Source organism: Xanthocytophaga flava, from assembly GCF_030068545.1.
Taxonomy (GTDB): Bacteria; Bacteroidota; Bacteroidia; order Cytophagales; family 172606-1; genus Xanthocytophaga; species Xanthocytophaga flava.
The window spans coordinates 92,245-111,481 of sequence record NZ_JASJOR010000014.1 but is presented as its reverse complement, the minus strand read 5'-3'; the positions used below and the strand labels follow the sequence as shown (position 1 = coordinate 111,481).

The window sequence follows — 19,237 nt, the reverse complement described above, 5'->3', positions numbered from 1 at the left end:
AACAGTTACTTAACTTTTCTAAAAGATATGGACTTACCAACAACTGATTCTCAAGTATCAGATTTAAGAGAAATAGATATTCTGTATTTAGAAGATGCAACCCCTATTGTAGAACAAGTAATTACTGATTTTCCCTCCTGGCAAAGTATGCCTGTACACGAGCGGGAGTGTATAATTCGACTAACCCATGATCATGAAATAGGGGAGGATTGGGAAAATACAGATACATGGCAAGATGTCAATTTTACGAAGGAAGAAATAAATGCCATTTCAAAACATATTCTAGTTGAAGGAGATAACGGTCAGCCGGAATGGCATAGCACAATCGCATAGCACAGTTGCATAGCACAGTTGCATAGCGCATAGCAGAATCGCATAAAGCCAATCCAGCTATCTAATAGGCATATCTAATAGGCATATCTAATAGGTATATCTAATAGGTATATCTAATAGGTATATACAGCATAAGAGGGGAGTGATAGGAAACTATGCAACTAGGAAACCATGTAACATAGATTGTGCTGTTATATCAGCACACTGTATACCAACACGATTATACCAGGATTAACATTTCCCTCTCATGGTTTTTAGACACTTTATCTAACATGTTTTTAAAGCAAAGGTATGATACAAAAACTGAGTAGTCCCGAGCAAGAAAAGGTCACAGCATTGTTCAATAAATTTGGAGTTGAATACATGGCTGTTGGCGATTATGCTCTTCGCAAATATGTAGATGGACGATATTTCAATAATATACAGCTCTGGGTTAAACCTACCCCTGAAAACTTCAAAAAAGTGGAAGATGCCTTCGCAAGTGTCAGAAGAAAATTGAATGTAGATGAAAAGGCATTTACCACTGAAAACTCTGATGTCCCTTTGACAAAAATTGGGAGAGGACATAAAAGTGTTGAGCTTTTAACAGGTGTCGCAGGACTTAGTGCGGATAACTTTAATCAGATTTTCTCAAACAGAAAAGTTCTTAATGCAGGTGAGGTTCCAGTACCTGTTTTAAATGAAAAAGACCTTCATAAAAGCATTCAGAAATCAAACCATACTAACCAAAAGACAGATCTGCTGATGTTGGAAAGAGCATATCCTGGCCTGAATACAACAAATGAGAAGCAAGTTTCAACTGTTCAGGCTGTTGATTGGAAACAAGCAGCAAAGACAATGGATCCACACAGGCTTTTACAGGATCTTGGATACAAACACATTCCTGCAAAAGGCCTTTTCGGGTCTTCCAAAAGCCAAACCTATGAGCGAGGTGATGAAAAAATAACAGTTTATCCTAATCCAACTACAAAGTCTTTTTTTATTGATCATACCAATGGTAAGAAAGGGGATGCTATTGATGTTCTAAACTGGCATCATGAATATGATCGAAAGAAAGTCAATGCTTACATAAAAGATCATTTCAATGGTCTGGCCCCTGTACAGTCATTTGGTCAAGTGCAGGGTAATCAATTGCGTAAAACGGTCGAAACTGCTACTCCACCTATTGATGAAAAAAAAGCAACACAAATGCAGGGGGAACTATTAAAGGAAAATTATGGATTAAAAAATTCTCTCAATAAACCTGAATACCTGCAATCACGATCATTATCTCTGAGTACGATTTTCAGACCTGAATTTTTTAAACAGGTCTTAAATTCATTGGGCTGGAGCTCCAAAGATCAAAAACAGGTTAACATCGACAATACAGCATTTCCTATGAGAAATGATCATGGAATTAATTCGATGATCATTCGAAATCAAAATTTTAAAGGACAGTCCGAAGGCGAAAGAAAAGATGCGATCTGGTTATCTAATCCACCATTAACACTGGGGAGGGATATTAAGATTCCGGTAGGGGACAAAAGTATAGTTCTGCCAAAAGGAACTGAAGGATCACTGATTGCGGTAGCGGATAAGCCTGGACATTTTCAGTTTTACTTTAATGATCTGTCTAAAGCAGGTAAAGATCTACCCTATAATAAGGTAGAAGTTTCAGGTAAGGCCCTTACTCAGTTAACGGCAGCTTTAAACCCACTAAAGGTGGATCGCTTAATGATTACTGAGAATCCAATTGATGCAATGTCTTTTCATCAGATTTCACCGCCAAAACAAGGAGAATCAAGAATGTATATAAGCACAGGTGGACAACCATCTGATAAACAGCTTGCTTACATTAATCAGATTGTGCAGCGGGTCGAGCCATCACAGGTAATACTAGGCAACGACAATGAAAAAGCAGGAACTAAGTTTAATATCAATTTAATGGGGGCGATTCATCATCCTTCTTCACAAAACCAGTTCATCGCAAGGATTCATGAAACTTCACCTAAATCTATTGATAATAAAGTTCAGGATGGCAATAATACAGCTGCAGGGGAATACAATCTAAAGCTCTTTGGAGCCAAAGATCCGAAAGAAATGGAGAAGATTGCCTTATCTATTACCGACTCAATAAACCGTCATACACCAAAGGGGCAACAACCACCCGCGCGCGTTACATTTTTAAATGGATCACCAGAAGCGGGTACTGAAGTAACTATTGCATTTCCTAAGAATGACCGTTTTTTGCAGGCTGCTCAGAAATCAATGGAGAAAATAATAAATGAAGGAGCTGGAGAGCAGCAGGTAATGAAGGTAGTTAAGCCACAAGCGAAGGACTTTAATGAAGATTTACAAGTGTCCAAAAAAGAAGGCAGAAAAATCAGCTACGATTTGGGAGAATTACCCTCTACGGTAAAAATTCAGTCTAAAAACCTTTTACAACAGGTATCAGGCTATTTTAACAATGCATTCGATGCTCTATTTGGCGGTGTCCCAGGCAGTCTGCCACGGGTAGAGGAAACTCGGATTGAAAAATCTCGTTCGGTTGAACAATCTACTTCCCAGCGATCTGTAGTAGAAAGCTCTAAAGTGGATGTTTCTAAACAAACTTCTGATCTTACAAAAGATGTGTCTAAGAAAGAAACATCAACAATTGCAGAAACGACAAAAGTGGACCTTACTAAAAAGGGAATTATGTCCTCGGCTGATATTACAAAATCGGATACAATGAAAAAGGCTGCGCAAGTCAATCAGCCTCCCTCATCTGAAAAAAGTCAAGTCCTTACTGGTAAGCAAAGTTCCATTCCGGCAACGCAGGAAAAGAAAAAGCAGGAAGAGACAATTAAGTCTGAAGAGAAGGTTGAAAAGGTAATAAATCAAAATCAACCTCTAAAACAACCTAAGTCTGGGCAAAGAATGAGGATGTAAACTCAGAAAATCAAATAAAGTTTGTTGTAATGGTTAGTGGTATATGAAAAGGGTCAATTAATGATTGATCCTTTTTTATTTGATTTCTTGTCCTGCTTCATATTGAGTTTTAATTGACTCAAAAACCATAACGGATGTAAATGTTCTGGGATTAGTAGTTAATTGTGAAAGTTGATTCAGAGCGTTAGCTACAAGTTCAATTTCCTCCATGGTAAATTTCTTTGGATCACTCATTCTTCGATGCCATGTGACTTTATTGATAGTACAGATAGCAAGGAAGCGATTTAAGGTTATTTCTTCATTCACTGCCTGGGAAGCATCACTGAGTAGAGTTTTAAGTAAAATATCAAGCGTTTGGGGAGGTTGTGTAGCATCCCATTGTTTTAAAAACTTATTGTGTTTATTGATTTTAGTATTGGACATACTACCTTGAATTGCTGGCCTGGTAACAGATTGATTTAATCTTAAGATTTGAGCCATAAAAATAGATAATTAAATGTGCTAAGTAAACAGAAGATAAAATAAGATTTACCTCTAGTTATCTTTTTTAAACGTCTTGTAATAAAACCTGCCTTTTCTGTCTCATTAATTATACCATAAGAAGAAAACCCAGTTATAGGTATTATTTGATAATAATTATTGTAAAAAGTAACTCATTCGAAGAGAATGTATGTGTCATATTCCCATAATTTATGGCGTAAAAAAGCTATATATTTAGATAATCTACATACCTATTCTTTGAAATAGATAGGGTCAATGGTTGATAATCGGTCTGAGAGCGAGCTTCTTCTCACCGTTTCGGAGGGGTCCAGATTGAAAATAGCTTTAAAGCCTGAGTAATTGAAGGTATCTTCTAAGCTTCGTTGACTAAGCCTGTCATTGTCTAAAATCGAGTACAGCAGAAGATAAAACATTTTCTTGCCATGCAAGACTTTGGCATAATGATCTTGGCATAATGATCAACTTTGGTCGTGGTGGAAAGGTGAGATAATAACGCTTCGGGGATAAAACTTATTAACTCACTGACTGATACTTTGTGGTCTTTAAAGGTTGACATACAGATACAAAATAAAGCCTTACATTGATTAGACTGCTGTAAATAAACAAGTTAATACCATTTAGCTACTATTGTAGCTAGTAACCAAAAAATAAAAAAGTCGGAAGAAATATCTTCCGACCAACGCTGGGAGGGGGAGCATCCACTAGCAGCTACCTCCATCAACCGTATTTTAGCGACACTGCGTCACTTTGCCAAATGGGTTGATAGCCAACACCCTTTCAAAATAGAAAATCCTTTCAAAGGGGTAAAAGACATTGCAACCGAGGAACCAACCTAGAATGGACTTACTCTCCGTGAAATGAACCGGTTGCAGATTGCCTGTGAACAACGCATGGCTATCTGCAACCGTGCCGATCAGAACGCGCTAATGGAAACCGCCGTCTTTTATTACTTGCTATATACCGGTCTGCGTGAAAGCGAATTGGCAGCGCTTAATATGGATCAGTATCACAGCCGAGGATTCCATAATATCAAACGGAAAGGCAATAAGATCACCAAAAAAGTATCCTTGTCTTCAGAAGCCAAAGATTGGTTGGACAAGTATCTAGAAGAAAGAGAAGGAGAGGTTAAAAACAATGATCCATTATTCATAACTCGATACGGAAACCGGATTCACCGTACAGACATTTACCGCCTTACCCAGCGGATCTGTAACCAGGCCAACAGCAATGGAGATGAAATTTGGTTGTCTCCACATATGCTGCGCCATTCCTTTCTGAAAAAAGTAGCCGATAAGCATGGCATTCATACCGCTCAGGAGATGAGTAGAAATATTTTTATTAAGGAGATTTTTCGTTATACCAAACCTTCTCAGGAAGAAAAGATCAGATTACGGAGGAAATTTTCTGAATAATACCTCAAATGAGGTATTGCAGCTTACATAGTTAAATACCTATATTACAATGAGTAAACAACACACTACTATTTAACCACATAATCATATGACTGATCATGCATCTATCAAGGATACAATAGAGTTTATGCTGAAGCAGTTTAAACCAGAAAGATATGCCTATCTTGTAGTGTCTACCGTATCATTCTTGCTATTACTTATTTGTATAGTTTTATTCATCATTGAAAATTCAATGTCTGCGAAAAACTTAGGATATGTTGCTGGAATGGTTGGTTCAGGGGGAGCAATAAGTTATACAACATCCCAACTGTTAAGAATGTGGCGAGATTGCATTGACATTCTTCTACAACATATCAAAGAACATGCCTAGAAAAATACCTAACGAATCCGAAGTATTAGACAAATTGGCAAGCAGCTCGTCTAAGTTAAGAATCACTGGAATTACTTTGGTTCTATGCTCTCTTTCTCTTTTTTTGTGTATAATATTATTTCAAAGCAAAAAGATTGAAATCCAACATAATGTAATTACAAAAAAAGATTCGATTATCACTAATATTCAGGACTCTACAGCAAGCATTGCATCCAGAAAAGATACTATAATTTCAATCATTAATAATATCTTATATTTCAGATCTAAGCATCAAGCCGACTCTATAGAAAGTTTTCTGTCTGATACAGTCAAAAGTTACTTTAAAAACTTAAAAAATGTCCCCAAAGAAAAGATAACCGATAGTGATAAAAGATACTGGTCTCACTTTCCTGACGATAAATTTATTATTACCGAGCCTATTCAAGTATTGACTAATCTTTCGTCTGAAAAAGCAATTATAAAAGGGCGTCAATGTTACAATAGCCAAAATTGCAAGGATGAAATAGTAGAAATACATTTTGATGAGCAAAAGAAAATAAATTATGTAAGAGCATTTTATGCTAAATAGGCTCCTTATATATTAATCATATTTATATTGTTCTTGGGTTCAGTATTCTAGGAAACAAATTAATCCAGTGCTGATTCAACTGTTTAAAATCTTCAAATGCATCAACCTTAGCTGTGTCAGTTGCATGATCATGTAAAATTGCTTTATCAATATTTGTGATCAGTGTACGAATATCCGGCTTTATTGCATCTGATATCTCTTGTTCTAATTTTATGGATGATCGCACTTAAAACCTTATCTTGAAACTGTGTAGCATTCAATATAGGCAGATCTGAATTACCAGAATAATTATAGGCTCCCCTATAAAGGGTTCACAAGAAAACAGTCTAGATCCTAATCAAGATACAGTTCTAACGTTTTCTGATGACTTCTTATAAAAATCTGTTATGATTATCTTTATTAAATTGGTAGGGAGACAATTAATGCCACATATTTTCGAGTTAAGGGAACATGCTTTGGATTATATAGTTGGTGAATATTTAGAAAGAAAATCAGATTATGGCACAGATGAAAAGAATGGAGAATTTTATCCAGGCTCTATTTATTATGAAACACCCTATAAAAAAATCAATGATTCAGATTTAAAGGAAGACTTACTAAAAATGGGCGTACTACAATTCAGATCAAAGAAGTTATCAACTTTATCAGTAAAGACACACAATGGAAAGATATCACAGATTTACGCAAAATGAATAAAGAGGAATGGCTACAACATATACCTAATGAAAGTTCGCGATTGCCTGGATTTTAAGTATATATGACATACTTTTTTAGATCTTAAATCTTCAAGCAAATTAGGCTACACAAATGACTTTTAATTTCCTGCATCCATTAGCAACCAACCCTTGACTGGTAGTTGCCAAAAGATTGGAAGATTTAGCGGATAGCATACTAATTGACAGACCTGGTTGAACAATATAGATTTGCAGGGGAATCTCGTAATGAGGTACAGATTCCATCAGATCAATAAACGTTTTTGTATCCCCTTTCAGAAAAATCGATCCCGTTTTATACCTGTCTTTTACCTGTTTAAGTAGTGATTTTTTATTTCGCCATCGAGCCGATTTGGCAACTTGCCCGCAGACATCAAAAAGATCTTCATCGCGTTCACCGGAAGGATCACCTCCTGCTTTTTTGCAATGATACAAACTCACCAATATAGAGCCTTGGGCATCTAGTTCCACGATAAGATAATCAGCACATTCTCCAGGACGGTGATCATAAAAAATAATTTCAGGGTTTTGGTTCTCCAATCTTTCGGCTAACCAATCATGAACCGAACGCAAAGGTGGAGCGCAGGCACCAAACTCTTTTCTAGGATCAACTTGGCTCAATTGCCAATCTACCGCCTCCATTAATTCAGCACTATCAAAGGCAGAAAGAGTCTCTTCAGGTGCTTTAAATAACTGACAGCCTTCCAAGAGTGATCCATCTGCTAAATAAAACCGAAAAGGATACTCAGATAGATACTTGATTAAATCATACTGACGACCTCCTTTCTCTACTAGCCACCGGGGCTGGCTGTCATCAACATAGTTGACAGATGGAAAAGGCGTTAATTCGAATCTAAGTTGAGTTTGTTGATCAGCAGTCTTCAGAAGTATTTGATAAGTTGTAGCTGTTTGACTTGTTACTAAATCAACTTCCAAAATACTTATGGGTTCGTCCATTCCAGGCAAAAGTAAAGTAGGCGTTTTAACATAAAACGAATCTTGCCATCCAGCTCCCAGCAATGCAGTTTCAGGAAGTTCTGTTATTTCAATACCTGCATCCAAGTGATCAATGGGAATACCCGTTGTAAATGGAGCGGAATTTTCAATATCACGGGATAGGTTTCGGCACCATTCTATTAACTGAGGCAGTTTGCAGGACTCCAACCGCCACACTTTTGAAAGGCTACTCAATCCAATCGTTGTTTGACCACGCAATGTGTGACCTCGACCAAATACATGCCCTCTGTGATAAAGCGTGCCATCACTTTTATCAATAGCATAATGGGCTGCAGAGCCAGCTATTTGCCGATATGAAGCAGCTACTGTTCCACTAGCCCGATTTCGCATGCCTACATTGAATAACTCTAAGGAGCTAAAACTACGTAGGATTCGATTCACACGACTTAGTGATAAGCCTGAAACATGTCCATCCACAAAAGTATCTGCCAGTTGTTTATAGATCATATCTTCCCGACAAGTAGCGCACATAAAAAGAAGGCCAGCCTGGGCATCATGATAAATAACAAACATATGATGTTCCACACTACTCAAAACACCAGCGTTAGCCCATTTGGGTAATATTTCCTGACGAGCAATGAAAGCGACTGTTGCTTGTGCATTGTTAACCCAAATTCTTTCAACAATAAACCCCTTGAGCTCAGGCACTTTATGCAGATCTATTGTACCATGAAGGTGGTATATTTTAACGTGATTGAATAGGTTAAATCCATACAATGATAAATCTTCCAGAGTGGATTCATCATTGATGGAAGTATTAACCTCGAAATCATCCAGAAATTCCCGTGTATCCATTTCACGGCTGATTCGATCCTGACCCATAGTACGTACCATGCGACTCCAAGCATCATTTGCCTGGAAAACAGTTTCCAGATCTGCTTCAATTTCTCTCTGAACAGCAATAATTTTTGCATCGCCTAGTCTATCCTCGTTAACCCGTGCAAACCGTCCTAAGAATTGTAAAGTAACTGACAAAGATCGGTGGGGAGCATGAAGAGCAGCTATTTTCAATCTTGGTAAATCAAATCCTTCACCAAGCATATTGACACATATAACCCCATCTAGATCTCCCTTTCTTAACTTAGCAACCACCTTTCCAGTAAATCGTTGCCCCATACCACTATGAACTACTTCAAGACGTAATTGGGTATTTTGTTGGTAAATCTCGGCCAATTTATTGGCTTGTTTACGTGTACTGGCACGTACCATGACAATATGCGAGAACCCATCCTCACAATCTTTCTTAAACACTTGATCGGTTTTTTTCGCCAGAGCTACATCCGGACTTTCATTTTCTTCTACATCAACTGGAACATATTGCATTTCTCCATAGATCCCATCTTCAAAAGCACGTTGTATGGGGTAGGTATAGATGTATTTTCCTTTAATCTCTCTTCCATCCCGACGAAAAGGAGTAGCTGTAAATAAAACAATTTTAGCTTTAGGAAATGCTTCGATCAACGCATTCCAGGTAGGAGCTGGACTGTGATGTGCCTCATCAATCAATATCAGGTCAAATAAATCATCAGGAGGTTCTGGTATATCTCGTTGGGCGGGACTGGCACTATTTGGAGTAGATACCACTACATCATACTGTCTCAGTGCTTCCCAAGTCTCTGGAGCAAGGATCATCCCTGTATTTTCATATACGGAGGGCGTCTCAAAGTCTTGGGGTAAAGTCTGTGCAAGTTTGAGCGTTTTTAAGAAGGCATAATCGAGTTTTATTTGCTCACGCACGAAGCGGCTGGGTGTGATTACGAGTGCCCGCTCCGCTTCCAGTATGTAAGGCGTCAGCATAAGTACCGCTGTTTTACCTGCACCGGTTGGTAAAACAACAACGGCTGGCCGTTGATGTAACGAAAAATGAGCCCCAATTGCATTTAAAGCACCTAACTGGCTTTTTCTCAGCCCCTCTTGACCTTCAGCTGATTTTGGATATCTTAAATGGGGATAGGAGTCGGAGAAGTAACTCATTTAAAATTTAGAGTATTACACTAAAATCGTCTTAATCAAAGACAAGAACCTTTCGTAAATTTTTGTGGGTAGAAAAATAATACAAAGTGTAACTTTCTTTCATTGCAATTATTCATCTTGCCTTGTTGCCACATATTCAATTCCTAATGTTGGCAGTTTTCCAAATGTTCGGTTCAACTTTGTAAACTGAATAGTGATAACGTCTTTATTTACCCTAATTTGTTTCGTATCTAGTAATTTTATTGTAATAATAGGTGTAAGTGCAGCACCTATTGAGTCCCTAATAAGTATTTTGGCTGTCTCATTTTTCTTATCAATATCAGCACAAGCAATTCTATAAGTCCCAAAGTCGCGGTAATAACCTGATTTAACCCAATTAGTATCGATTTCCTCGTTAGGATGCTCCGGATCTCCTTCGCCTTCTCGGCCATATGTTTGATCTCTTAAAATCTTATCATCAAAAGAACATACAAGCGCATCATAAACTACTGTATTATCACTCATAAGATCATAATCTATCCAGATGAAACCTTCATCTCCCCAACGTTCTCCTCTAGAGTCTAAAACTTTAAATGCATGTTTTTCATCCTCATATCCTACAATACACATTGCATGTTGACCTTTATTTATCTGAGGTACTCCCTAATGTTAGGACCAACAAGTGGTAATTCTTAGTTGAAAACAGATTCTATCTTAATTGAATAAAATCGTGAAGCAGGTGTACTTCGCTCAATTCCTTGATGGTATTTGTGATAATTGTATCTTTCAAAGAATTGTTCTAGTCCTTGATACAATTGCCAGCCATCGTCTGGAGGATTCAGGTAAAGATACTCGTATTTTACCGTTCTCCATAGCCTTTCAATATATACATTATCAATGGCTCTTCCTTTCCCATCCATTGAAATTTGAATGGTTTCATTTTTTAGATACTCAACCCATTTTTTGCAGGTAAATTGACTCCCCTGGTCATCGGAGCGTCATGCTCCATTTGATAATTTGACATTTTCCATAGGAGAGAATGGCTAATTGTAATGTTTGGATAACCCATTCAGCCTGCATACTATTGGAAATATCCCAACCTACAACAAAGCGAGAGTATACATCTAGAATTGCTACCAGATACATAAATACCTTACTCATAGGCAGATAGGTTATGTCTATTTGCCAAACCTGGTTCTTTTCTGTAATCGACAGATTTTTAAGTAAATACGGATAAATATATTCTGCTTTTCCTATTTTACTTAGGTTGGGTTTAGGATAAATAGCCAAAATCCCCATTTTTCGTAAAAGTCTTCTGATTCGTTTATGATTCACTACATATCCTTCAGATCGCAAATAATCCTGCATTTGCAAAACGCCTTCGGTTGGAAAGTTTAAATACCGCTCATCTAATAATCGCATTAAAGCTAAATTTTCGCTTGTTTCGGTCGCCGCTTGGTAATAGAGTCCACTTCGATGAAGCTTCAAGAGTGCACATTGAGCCCGTATGCTGAGTTGATTTTCTCTTTCTATCATAGCTCTGCGCTCAATTAGTGAAGCTTTTTCAAGCTTTTTTTTAGAAACTCATTTTCTAATTCAAGCCTTCCTATTCGGGCATATAAGGGATCTGGATCAATCTTTTCTTCTGATTCTTGCTCAGAATCTTTCTCAAAAATAGAGGTGGCTTTTTCCAAAAATTCTTGTTTCCATTTGCTGATCATATTGGCATGGACTTCAAACTTTTTGGATAATTCCGCTAAGGTGTGTTTGTCTTTTATGGCTTCTAGAGCTACTTTGCCTTAAAACTGGCGGTGTATCTTTTGCGTTTTCCTTTCATTTGATCACTAGTTTAGTCTTTATTTTTCATCTTAACTAGTGGTCCCAATTTTGGGGAGTAGCACATTCCATTACCTAAAAACAAACTAACATCATCACAATCCATGTCTTTCTTAGCTGATTCGAACAATGCCTTTCTGATTACCTCTACCTTTTGCCATCCTTCTGGTAAGGCATCTATTCTTCACGATACATTTGATAATAAAGGGCAGAAGCTGAAGCAACTTGACGAGTTGCGGAAGAAGTACCTGCCCCTGAAGGACTAACTTAGTCATTACAACCAAATTTAGCCCATGGTATATTAGGAGTAAATGCAGCTATGGCTGTACGCATGTATTTTCTTGGTTCATAGTTTCCCTGCATAATTTTAAGCCGTAGCAAGTTCTCATAATTAAGGTATGGGGTATAATTGTATGTAACCCCATATGCAGCTACTCTCAGGGCATGGTGAAACAACAGGAATTGTTCTAGAAGACACTAATGGACAGAGTTATTTATTACCTCCAAAATCACTTGCAGATCTCCTTTCTTTATTCACACATTCTATGGAATATGTAATACTAAATTCTTGTTATTCTCAAAAACAAGCAGAAGCTATTGTTCAATACACTCCATATGTTATTGGAATGAATGCAGCTATACCAGACAAAACAGCTATTCGTTTCGCTATTGGCTTTTATAGTGGCATTAGCAGTGGCAGAAATGTGCCTGATTCTTTTAAACTTGGTAAAGTATCTATATCTGCGGATGGATTAAAAGATGATATGATCCTCTTGCTAAGGAAATAGGAAAATAACCCAATTCATCAGATTAAAGATAGAACTAAATTACAAAGAAGCATATGTCAGATATAGCAAGGAAAAGGTTTCAATACTTTGATAATCAAAACATTGAAACCTTTAAAGAAAAAATAACTTTTGTTCAAACTTTTAATGAATGCCTATAAGCCTCAACTAAATTTATTTAGAATGAACCGTTTTGCCTAATTACTTTTATACCATTATTATATTGAGGTTCATATGTTCCTAAGAACGCTCTATTGATTTCATTAATTACAATTTGAACATTATTAAATTTCATAATCCAAAATGAATAAAATCCATGTCCAGTCGCAGTTCTTGCAATTTGTCTGGCAAATTGCTGAGTTGGACAAGTTAACCAATCATTGTATGACTCGTTAATTATTCCAATTGCATTTATTCTTGCGATCCATCTTGAGTCAGCATCAGTAGGTTCATTTCCTGAATGAGGAGTTCGATTGAGTCCCATAAGATTTATGGATGAAAGTGCTGAAGATCTTTCATTTGGCTGCAATCCAGTAGCAGGTTCAATAATGTTACTTTCAGAATATTCAAATGCAAGAGGAGTATTGTCTACATCTGGCCAAAAAAAGCCAACTCTGTTCATATTATTATTCTTTTTTACGCTATTGCAATAGCGACAAGATAATAGAAAGTTATCCCAATCAAGTTCATTTCCGCCATTTGCAACAGGATGAATATGTTCAACTTCAATCATGTTCCTTACAGGCATTTCACAATAAGAACAAAACCAACCAATTCTTTCTGCAAGATCATTTCTAGCATCCTTATAATGCGTATATGAATTTGGAACATTTCCCCTAATTATTGATCTCATTTTGCTATTTTAATTTTTCTTCAGCTAAGAATCGCTTTTGTTCTAAAAATGCTGTATAAGCTACATTATCTGAGTATGGTTTACCAAGAATGTTAAGTTTTTCTCTAATTTGATTTAGTTCTGGATCAGAAGTATTACGATCAAGCTTATTTAACAGATTAAAATATTCTTTAGCCGCTTCATACATCTCCCTTTTACGAATACTCCATGCTGGATCTTCTACATGTTGCAGATATTCTGCTACATCCTCTAAACTATATTCATTGGCACCGCTTATACTAACTGTTTTATTATTTTGAAGTTTAAATAATTCCCCATCGTTTGTTTCTTGAATAATGAAGGGAGAGTGTGTTGTAGCAACAAACTGAATTTTAGGAAAAGTAGATTTAAGTTGATTAACTATATTTTTTTGCCATGCTGGATGCAAATGTAAATCCAACTCATCAATCAATATGATTCCTTCCGATTTCAAGTTAGCTTCTTTGCCAAAATGTGGGTTAAGCGTAACACACCGATAAGCGAGATCTGCAAATATTGCTAACATATTTCTGTAGCCATCACTAAGATAATTAAAGGGCACTTCATTTTCATCTTCAAAAACTATATATAAAGTTTGTAATTTATCCTTATCAAAAACCCACTTTACATTTTTTGCCCTAGGGATATTTTTAACAATTACATTTTTAACACATTCAAGTTGAAAAGATGTATCTTCATTTACAGCTTTGTCTCTGAACTTGCTTTTAAACCAATCAAGGATAATAGTAAATGTCGACTTTATTTCTAAAGCATCCTTATACCCTCTGTACCTTGATGGAAGATTTTTTATACTATTTCCTTTTTCTTCATCCTTATTATTTTCCCTTCCCTCTTTCCAAAGCCTTGCAGTTGAATAATAGGCCAATACAGATAGGTCAATAGTGGTGCTTCGTTTAGGATCGCGCAGTGCTTTGTCAATATTTTCAGAGATTGCTTTAATTGAACTTTTATTACCCATTTTATTCGATCCAGTTATTCCATCTCTTTCTTTGTACCAGCTAACTATTTGATTATTCACAAAACCTTTAATTATTTTCACACATGTATTAGCTGTATATTCATAAGAACCTTCAATAGTTTTAAAATAGCGTAAATCAGAATTTCGAATATGACGACTATTAACACCAGCCATCCCTGAAAAATAAGAGCCTATACCAACTGCCAATGCTTCAAGAATGGCTGTTTTACCTGAACCATTTTCACCTATCAGCAAGTTGAATTGTGGATGTAATTCCATTTTAAGCTCTTCTATTCCTCTAAAATTTTGTATGTGGATATGATCTATTCTCATAAACTAAATTTAAAATCCAAGTTTCCAACTATTAGAACTAATTATTTTCTTTTTCATATTATTATTTATTAGAATTATTTTTCTTAAAGTGATGAAAGTTTTTGAACATATCACTTTTCAATTGTTTCCAAGATTGGGGATAAGTTCTATTGTTATCTCTTAAAGTTTTCGGTTATAGTATACATATAATAAAACTTTAAAATAGAAATGGTTTTGCATTTAATAGCATATCTTTTTTGTTTTTCTCAAACCCTAATGCTAGATATAAATCACCAATTTACTTGCTTTTATAGACAGTAACTATTGATAGGGGCTAAAATCTGATAAATGGCTTTTTGTGTCATAGCTTTCACTTTTATCTACAATCAGCAAAAATATTTAAGTTAAATTGAATACTAGCTTTAATGAAGGACATTAATAGTGTAGAATAATAAAGATAAATTTAACTATTTACTCAAATCGTTCATCTCTAAATCGGCTCCTTTCTTTCTCCATTTCGCTATGTCTTTCTATTCTGTCTTTAAATGGGTGAAATAGTTCTTTTACAGCTTCTGAAATAAGTTGACATGTTTTGTTAATTCATAAAGAAGTATTAAATGGCTTTCAAGAATGGTTGTGATTGAGCCGCTTCAACTTCTAGGATGAAAACTGTCAATAAATATTGATAGAACTTTGTGAGCTTCAGGTGTATGGTTTAGAATACCCAGACCATTGATCTGTACTTTCTGGCCTCTCCGCCTCCAAACTTTTGGGCTTCCAGAGTTTAATCCAATGTGCCAACTTATAAAAGTGTGTACTTACTGAATGTGATCAGGTGTAACTTCAAAAATCATAGCTTAGATATATTTGATTCTAAAAGACTAACTCATGACTATGAACTGTTAAAATTCAAACTTTGAACCAATTTTTAAACATCATTTCTATTTAAGTTTAAGCTGTTCAATAATTGTCAAGTTTAAAGATTTATGAATACCATTTATCAAACTAAGAATAAGCTTAAAGCGAATATTTTAGTTTTTATTTAAAACCTCTATCTTTGTAGTCCATACTTAAGAATGTTTAAATGTAAGAATTTAAGCGTTTGTCAACAGGGATGATGTGAGAGTCATCCCTATTTTTTATATAGCTAATAACTTTATTGGTTAATTATCTATCCAGCATAATATTTTGAAGAAGGACGATTTTTTTTTGTAAAGCTGGTGAGCTGCTTACCAGATCCATCTTTAGTATATTCAAACACATTAAAAAATCGCCAGTCTGGAAAGTCTTTATCTAAAAAATCGGCGAAGGCTATCAGGTTATTAACGTTATACTTGACAAACCCTTTATTCCCTATCTGTTCATTTCCAACCTTCGCTACCACTTTATATTTTTTAGCCTCCATGATGTGAATTGAAACTATTATTAGATTAATGAAGTAAAGAAAGACAAACAAAAAAAGCTAATATAAGTTATTGACCATCAAACTATTAATTTATTAAATATTGAATCTTTCACTAAACTTTGAATAAAGGTTTTAAATTTGGGTCAAGTTCAAATAGGTACCCTATACAGACTCGTTAACTGAAACTCAACACCTAAGACTCTGTTTTTAAGGTCTCTTTTCTCCTGGAAAGTAAATGCAACCGGCGTATGGGCCAGATCATTCTGAACCCGAGACAGAACATATCGTCTTAAATCGTTATACCGTTCATATTCATTCTCCTCAATCAAAAGTTTACGCTTCAGCTCAGCGAGTGGATAGTAGAATTTACGGTCTTTTGTATGATCCCGTGTAAACAAATCATAAATACATTTAGAGTAAAAACTCTTAAACTGAATCAGCTTCTCAAGTTGACTAATATCAAAATGTGTTTTGAGCTGTTGATAGTAAGGATAAAGTACAGGATCAATATGAATCCGGACCAATCCTTTAGTAATATTATAACTACCACTACTAATTAAGCTTACTAACAATGGCCCATCTGCAGATGCAATCCAACACACCTGGCGAATTAAATTAGCTATTGTCTTCTCAAGCTCAGCAATTGCATCAGACTCAGTTAAATTACCAACTCGCAATAAATCACGTGCGTCTAGATAAATCGGTTCTATAACAGACTTTGCCTTCATCGGCAACTTTTCCAGCATCCTTACAAATAGTTTCTTTCCCATCTCAGGCATATCATACTGAGCTGTGATTAATGCATTCAATTCCTGAATGGCCACAGACTCTTTCGGTGCCTTTTCAGACACCAAAACTTGCTCAGGTGATGATTCTGCTTCATCGCCAAATAGAGAGGGTTGGAAGACAGCTACACGAGAGTTAAACGTCTTTCTCTGGCCTTTAGCCAACTTCATTCCAGATACGGGCATAATCTCAATAATTTACTAGCCCTAATATCATTAAAAAAAGAGAAACATAATAGCAAAAAGTTATCCCCCTAGATAAAACTTTCTCGCTCTCTTGCCTGCTCGTGGTTGAGTGCGTAGATTATTTATCTAAGTATATTAGCAAATTTGTATCTTATACGGAGGTACCAACCGAAGGACATGCCTTATTTGCGATTTAAAGGTGGGAAGAAGCTTTTTAAAAATCAATAGGGTATGCCAATTTGCACCTTTCATCAAAACTTGTTTTTTTCTAAAAAAGGTCTTGAGCTTCTTGAGTTATCCACAAAAAAATTATTAGTAACGGTAAAAAATTATAGGTTTTTTTATCTTCTATAGGTTTGTCCACCAAAACTGTCTCTAATCTCCACTAAAACTGTCTCGCTATTTCCACCAAAATTGTCTCGATTGTCCACCAAAATATTCGTGGATAACTTTTTTATCCACATACTTAGACACGCGATTTTGTATGCAAACGACTACGGTAATAAGCTGAAAAATAATCCACCAAAACTGTCTCACTCTCTTAAATTTCTCCACCAAAACTGTCTCACATAATCCGACTTTATGAATTTCATATGTTAGAATGCTAATTAAGAGTTATAAATATGGTCGATTCAGCTTTATTTAATGACTCCACCAAAACTGTCTCTGATTTAGTGGGGTCATTAAATAATTTTTATAGTCTTAATTTTAACTACAGATAAGTGAATCTATATATTTTTATTTCTTAGTGACTATAAACTTTTGTTTTAGCCAGATATCTAGTTTCTGATTATCCTCTTTTTCTATTTATTCCACCAAAACTGTCTCACTTTACATCTTGATTCCACCAAAAGTGTCTCTATTAAAAATACCGGAAACCACCTATTCAAGGTTAGAAAAAGTCAGTTTATGTTTAGAATGCCTCATTTTAGAGTTTATGACTTAGTCTAACTTTTCTTAATATGTCTACTCCACCAAAACTGTCTCTATTTATCTCCCTTATTAGCCAGTTCACACCTGCTAAAGGGTAATTCACTATTGCATAAAAATTACGAGATAATGATTAGCTGATAAAATTTATCAATCAGCTAAATCTCCACCAAAACTGTCTCGTTTTTTCAGTCTTTCGCTGGGAAAAGTGTGTTCACACCTGGAATCTGCTCATTCAGGGGGAGAATCCACCAAAACTGTCTCTAATAAAAAAGCTAACTCAATGTTAGAGTTAGCTTTTAAGCTGATTCAAGTTTTTATTTAGTGATTGACTTAATAATCTCCCCAGCTTTAGGGATAGAAATTAATTTAGGAGGAACGGGAGGTTGACTATTATATAGATAAAATCCTTTATTGAGATCTTCTTCAATCTTTGCAGTTGTATATTGAGACAATACTAACTTTAAAGTATGACGAAACACGTGTTTAAACTTATCAATTCTGCTATATCCTTCACCAAATTGGTCTTTTAACCCTTGCCAGTGAACAAACTCAGGCCTTGATACTTCAATTCGATGCAGCCTTTGAGCCAACCAGGTATAAACATCTAACGCCATAGCATTGTTGGCTAATGCGCCTAAATGCCTTTTATCTAAAGGGACTGCATGATTCATCAATGAATTAAAGTAATCGTCAGATAATATGATATTACTGTCCCACATAACTCGTTGATTGGGTTCTTTAGGAAACCATAAATCAAATCCTTTTATAATCTTACTATCAACCTGATAACTTCTATTTTCAGATTGAGCAAATGCAATAGAAATAGTGGATGCGGCTAATCTGGCCAACTGATTTTTAATTGCACTTATCTGATGTCCATTATGGGAAAGACCTAATGACTTTACAAATGAAGTAATACTTCCTTCTACTTCAATTGTAGCACTTTTTTGCTGAAGGGCAAGTGTATTAATATATGTCAGTATTAATCTTGCTTTTGGACCAAAGGGGAGACCTAACCTATGATCAAATGCTTCAGTTTTAGGGTTGAAAATTTCCGTTGACCGAATAGCAAAATAGGCTTTCCCTTGTTGTCTAACCCAGTCTTTGACCTCATCGCCCGGATCCCGGTATGGAAAATACACCTGACAAAGGACTGCATGATTAAATAAGATTTGATTTTGCTCAACAGGTGAAACATAGTTATCATAAGCAAGTTTGGCTATTTTATCAGTATGTTCACTTTTCATAGGTATGTTAAAGCTGTAAGTGCTATAAGCTTGTTCTTTTTAAGAAGGTAAATTACTAAATTTTAATTAACTGCCATTTATAGGCACAATTAAAAGTTGGACACAAACTTGCTTTCAATTA

19 protein-coding genes are annotated in these 19,237 nt (G+C 35.7%); 8 read left to right on the top strand and 11 right to left on the bottom strand.

Features of this window, described 5'->3' with window-relative positions; all coding sequences use genetic code 11:
- The first annotated feature begins 27 nt into the window (after positions 1-27).
- Positions 28-333: a hypothetical protein gene (locus QNI15_RS20615; protein WP_314033283.1), complete on the top strand. Its 306-nt coding sequence runs from the start codon at positions 28-30 to the stop codon at positions 331-333.
- Positions 334-624: 291 nt separating this feature from the next.
- Complete coding sequence (locus QNI15_RS20610; RefSeq protein WP_314033282.1) at positions 625-3,243, top strand: toprim domain-containing protein; 2,619 nt, start codon at positions 625-627, stop codon at positions 3,241-3,243.
- A 75-nt stretch (positions 3,244-3,318) separates the two neighbouring features.
- On the opposite strand, the gene QNI15_RS20605 is transcribed toward QNI15_RS20610, so the two are convergent.
- Positions 3,319-3,723, bottom strand: a complete 405-nt coding sequence (locus QNI15_RS20605) for a hypothetical protein (RefSeq protein ID WP_314033281.1) — start codon at positions 3,721-3,723, stop codon at positions 3,319-3,321.
- Positions 3,724-4,601: 878 nt separating this feature from the next.
- Between QNI15_RS20605 and QNI15_RS20600 the strand changes: the two genes are divergently transcribed.
- The 4 genes from QNI15_RS20600 to QNI15_RS20585 all read left to right on the top strand — a co-directional run bounded on the left by QNI15_RS20600 (position 4,602) and on the right by QNI15_RS20585 (position 6,786).
- Positions 4,602-5,156, top strand: coding sequence for a tyrosine-type recombinase/integrase (locus tag QNI15_RS20600; protein ID WP_314033280.1), 555 nt, complete (start codon positions 4,602-4,604; stop codon positions 5,154-5,156).
- 88 nt (positions 5,157-5,244) lie between these two features.
- The gene (locus QNI15_RS20595; protein WP_314033279.1) at positions 5,245-5,526 is read left to right on the top strand and encodes a hypothetical protein; all 282 of its coding nucleotides are present in this window, start codon (positions 5,245-5,247) and stop codon (positions 5,524-5,526) included.
- Positions 5,519-6,094: a hypothetical protein gene (locus QNI15_RS20590; RefSeq protein WP_314033278.1), complete on the top strand. Its 576-nt coding sequence runs from the start codon at positions 5,519-5,521 to the stop codon at positions 6,092-6,094. The genes QNI15_RS20595 and QNI15_RS20590 overlap by 8 nt, the downstream gene beginning before the upstream one ends.
- Positions 6,095-6,480: 386 nt before the next feature.
- Positions 6,481-6,786, top strand: a complete 306-nt coding sequence (locus tag QNI15_RS20585; protein ID WP_314033277.1) for a hypothetical protein — start codon at positions 6,481-6,483, stop codon at positions 6,784-6,786.
- A gap of 102 nt (positions 6,787-6,888) precedes the next feature.
- On the opposite strand, the gene QNI15_RS20580 is transcribed toward QNI15_RS20585, so the two are convergent.
- The 5 genes from QNI15_RS20580 to QNI15_RS20560 all read right to left on the bottom strand — a co-directional run bounded on the left by QNI15_RS20580 (position 6,889) and on the right by QNI15_RS20560 (position 11,498).
- Entirely contained in the window at positions 6,889-9,798 is a 2,910-nt protein-coding gene (locus tag QNI15_RS20580; RefSeq protein ID WP_314033276.1) for a DEAD/DEAH box helicase, read from the bottom strand.
- Between the two features lie 108 nt (positions 9,799-9,906).
- Positions 9,907-10,407 (bottom strand): hypothetical protein, encoded by a 501-nt coding sequence (locus QNI15_RS20575; protein WP_314033275.1) that lies wholly within the window; start codon positions 10,405-10,407, stop codon positions 9,907-9,909.
- 62 nt (positions 10,408-10,469) lie between these two features.
- The gene (locus tag QNI15_RS20570) at positions 10,470-10,703 is read right to left on the bottom strand and encodes an integrase core domain-containing protein (protein WP_314033370.1); all 234 of its coding nucleotides are present in this window, start codon (positions 10,701-10,703) and stop codon (positions 10,470-10,472) included.
- A gap of 61 nt (positions 10,704-10,764) precedes the next feature.
- The gene (locus QNI15_RS20565) at positions 10,765-11,313 is read right to left on the bottom strand and encodes a DDE-type integrase/transposase/recombinase (RefSeq protein WP_314033274.1); all 549 of its coding nucleotides are present in this window, start codon (positions 11,311-11,313) and stop codon (positions 10,765-10,767) included.
- A gap of 14 nt (positions 11,314-11,327) precedes the next feature.
- The gene (locus QNI15_RS20560) at positions 11,328-11,498 is read right to left on the bottom strand and encodes a hypothetical protein (protein WP_314033273.1); all 171 of its coding nucleotides are present in this window, start codon (positions 11,496-11,498) and stop codon (positions 11,328-11,330) included.
- Between the two features lie 219 nt (positions 11,499-11,717).
- Here QNI15_RS20560 and QNI15_RS20555 point away from each other — a divergent pair, with 219 nt between their 5' ends.
- Positions 11,718-11,879: a hypothetical protein gene (locus tag QNI15_RS20555; RefSeq protein ID WP_314033272.1), complete on the top strand. Its 162-nt coding sequence runs from the start codon at positions 11,718-11,720 to the stop codon at positions 11,877-11,879.
- A gap of 159 nt (positions 11,880-12,038) precedes the next feature.
- The gene (locus QNI15_RS20550) at positions 12,039-12,401 is read left to right on the top strand and encodes a hypothetical protein (protein WP_314033271.1); all 363 of its coding nucleotides are present in this window, start codon (positions 12,039-12,041) and stop codon (positions 12,399-12,401) included.
- Positions 12,402-12,576: 175 nt separating this feature from the next.
- Here QNI15_RS20550 and QNI15_RS20545 read toward each other — a convergent pair whose 3' ends face one another.
- The 5 genes from QNI15_RS20545 to QNI15_RS20525 all read right to left on the bottom strand — a co-directional run bounded on the left by QNI15_RS20545 (position 12,577) and on the right by QNI15_RS20525 (position 19,116).
- Positions 12,577-13,251 (bottom strand): HNH endonuclease, encoded by a 675-nt coding sequence (locus QNI15_RS20545; protein ID WP_314033270.1) that lies wholly within the window; start codon positions 13,249-13,251, stop codon positions 12,577-12,579.
- A 4-nt stretch (positions 13,252-13,255) separates the two neighbouring features.
- On the bottom strand, positions 13,256-14,581 hold the full coding sequence (locus QNI15_RS20540; protein WP_314033269.1) for an AAA family ATPase: 1,326 nt from the start codon (positions 14,579-14,581) through the stop codon (positions 13,256-13,258).
- A 1,150-nt stretch (positions 14,582-15,731) separates the two neighbouring features.
- Positions 15,732-15,965, bottom strand: a complete 234-nt coding sequence (locus tag QNI15_RS20535; protein WP_314033268.1) for a hypothetical protein — start codon at positions 15,963-15,965, stop codon at positions 15,732-15,734.
- Positions 15,966-16,114: 149 nt separating this feature from the next.
- Positions 16,115-16,936: a replication initiation protein gene (locus QNI15_RS20530; protein ID WP_314033267.1), complete on the bottom strand. Its 822-nt coding sequence runs from the start codon at positions 16,934-16,936 to the stop codon at positions 16,115-16,117.
- 1,247 nt (positions 16,937-18,183) lie between these two features.
- Complete coding sequence (locus QNI15_RS20525) at positions 18,184-19,116, bottom strand: replication protein RepA (protein ID WP_314033266.1); 933 nt, start codon at positions 19,114-19,116, stop codon at positions 18,184-18,186.
- Positions 19,117-19,237 lie beyond the last annotated feature (121 nt).

Bases quoted from the DNA above. Each gene is read 5' to 3' on its own strand.
- QNI15_RS20540 (WP_314033269.1), bottom strand. From the start codon at position 14,581: ATGAGAATAGATCATATCCACATACAAAATTTTAGAGGAATAGAAGAG.
- QNI15_RS20615 (WP_314033283.1), top strand. From the start codon at position 28: ATGGACTTACCAACAACTGATTCTCAAGTATCAGATTTAAGAGAAATA.
- QNI15_RS20585 (WP_314033277.1), top strand. From the start codon at position 6,481: ATGATTATCTTTATTAAATTGGTAGGGAGACAATTAATGCCACATATT.
- QNI15_RS20555 (WP_314033272.1), top strand. From the start codon at position 11,718: ATGTCTTTCTTAGCTGATTCGAACAATGCCTTTCTGATTACCTCTACC.
- QNI15_RS20565 (WP_314033274.1), bottom strand. From the start codon at position 11,313: ATGATAGAAAGAGAAAATCAACTCAGCATACGGGCTCAATGTGCACTC.
- QNI15_RS20550 (WP_314033271.1), top strand. From the start codon at position 12,039: ATGCAGCTACTCTCAGGGCATGGTGAAACAACAGGAATTGTTCTAGAA.
- QNI15_RS20610 (WP_314033282.1), top strand. From the start codon at position 625: ATGATACAAAAACTGAGTAGTCCCGAGCAAGAAAAGGTCACAGCATTG.
- QNI15_RS20530 (WP_314033267.1), bottom strand. From the start codon at position 16,936: ATGCCCGTATCTGGAATGAAGTTGGCTAAAGGCCAGAGAAAGACGTTT.
- QNI15_RS20580 (WP_314033276.1), bottom strand. From the start codon at position 9,798: ATGAGTTACTTCTCCGACTCCTATCCCCATTTAAGATATCCAAAATCA.
- QNI15_RS20605 (WP_314033281.1), bottom strand. From the start codon at position 3,723: ATGGCTCAAATCTTAAGATTAAATCAATCTGTTACCAGGCCAGCAATT.
- QNI15_RS20575 (WP_314033275.1), bottom strand. From the start codon at position 10,407: ATGTGTATTGTAGGATATGAGGATGAAAAACATGCATTTAAAGTTTTA.
- QNI15_RS20525 (WP_314033266.1), bottom strand. From the start codon at position 19,116: ATGAAAAGTGAACATACTGATAAAATAGCCAAACTTGCTTATGATAAC.
- QNI15_RS20560 (WP_314033273.1), bottom strand. From the start codon at position 11,498: ATGATCAGCAAATGGAAACAAGAATTTTTGGAAAAAGCCACCTCTATT.
- QNI15_RS20590 (WP_314033278.1), top strand. From the start codon at position 5,519: ATGCCTAGAAAAATACCTAACGAATCCGAAGTATTAGACAAATTGGCA.
- QNI15_RS20545 (WP_314033270.1), bottom strand. From the start codon at position 13,251: ATGAGATCAATAATTAGGGGAAATGTTCCAAATTCATATACGCATTAT.
- QNI15_RS20595 (WP_314033279.1), top strand. From the start codon at position 5,245: ATGACTGATCATGCATCTATCAAGGATACAATAGAGTTTATGCTGAAG.
- QNI15_RS20535 (WP_314033268.1), bottom strand. From the start codon at position 15,965: ATGGAGGCTAAAAAATATAAAGTGGTAGCGAAGGTTGGAAATGAACAG.
- QNI15_RS20600 (WP_314033280.1), top strand. From the start codon at position 4,602: ATGAACCGGTTGCAGATTGCCTGTGAACAACGCATGGCTATCTGCAAC.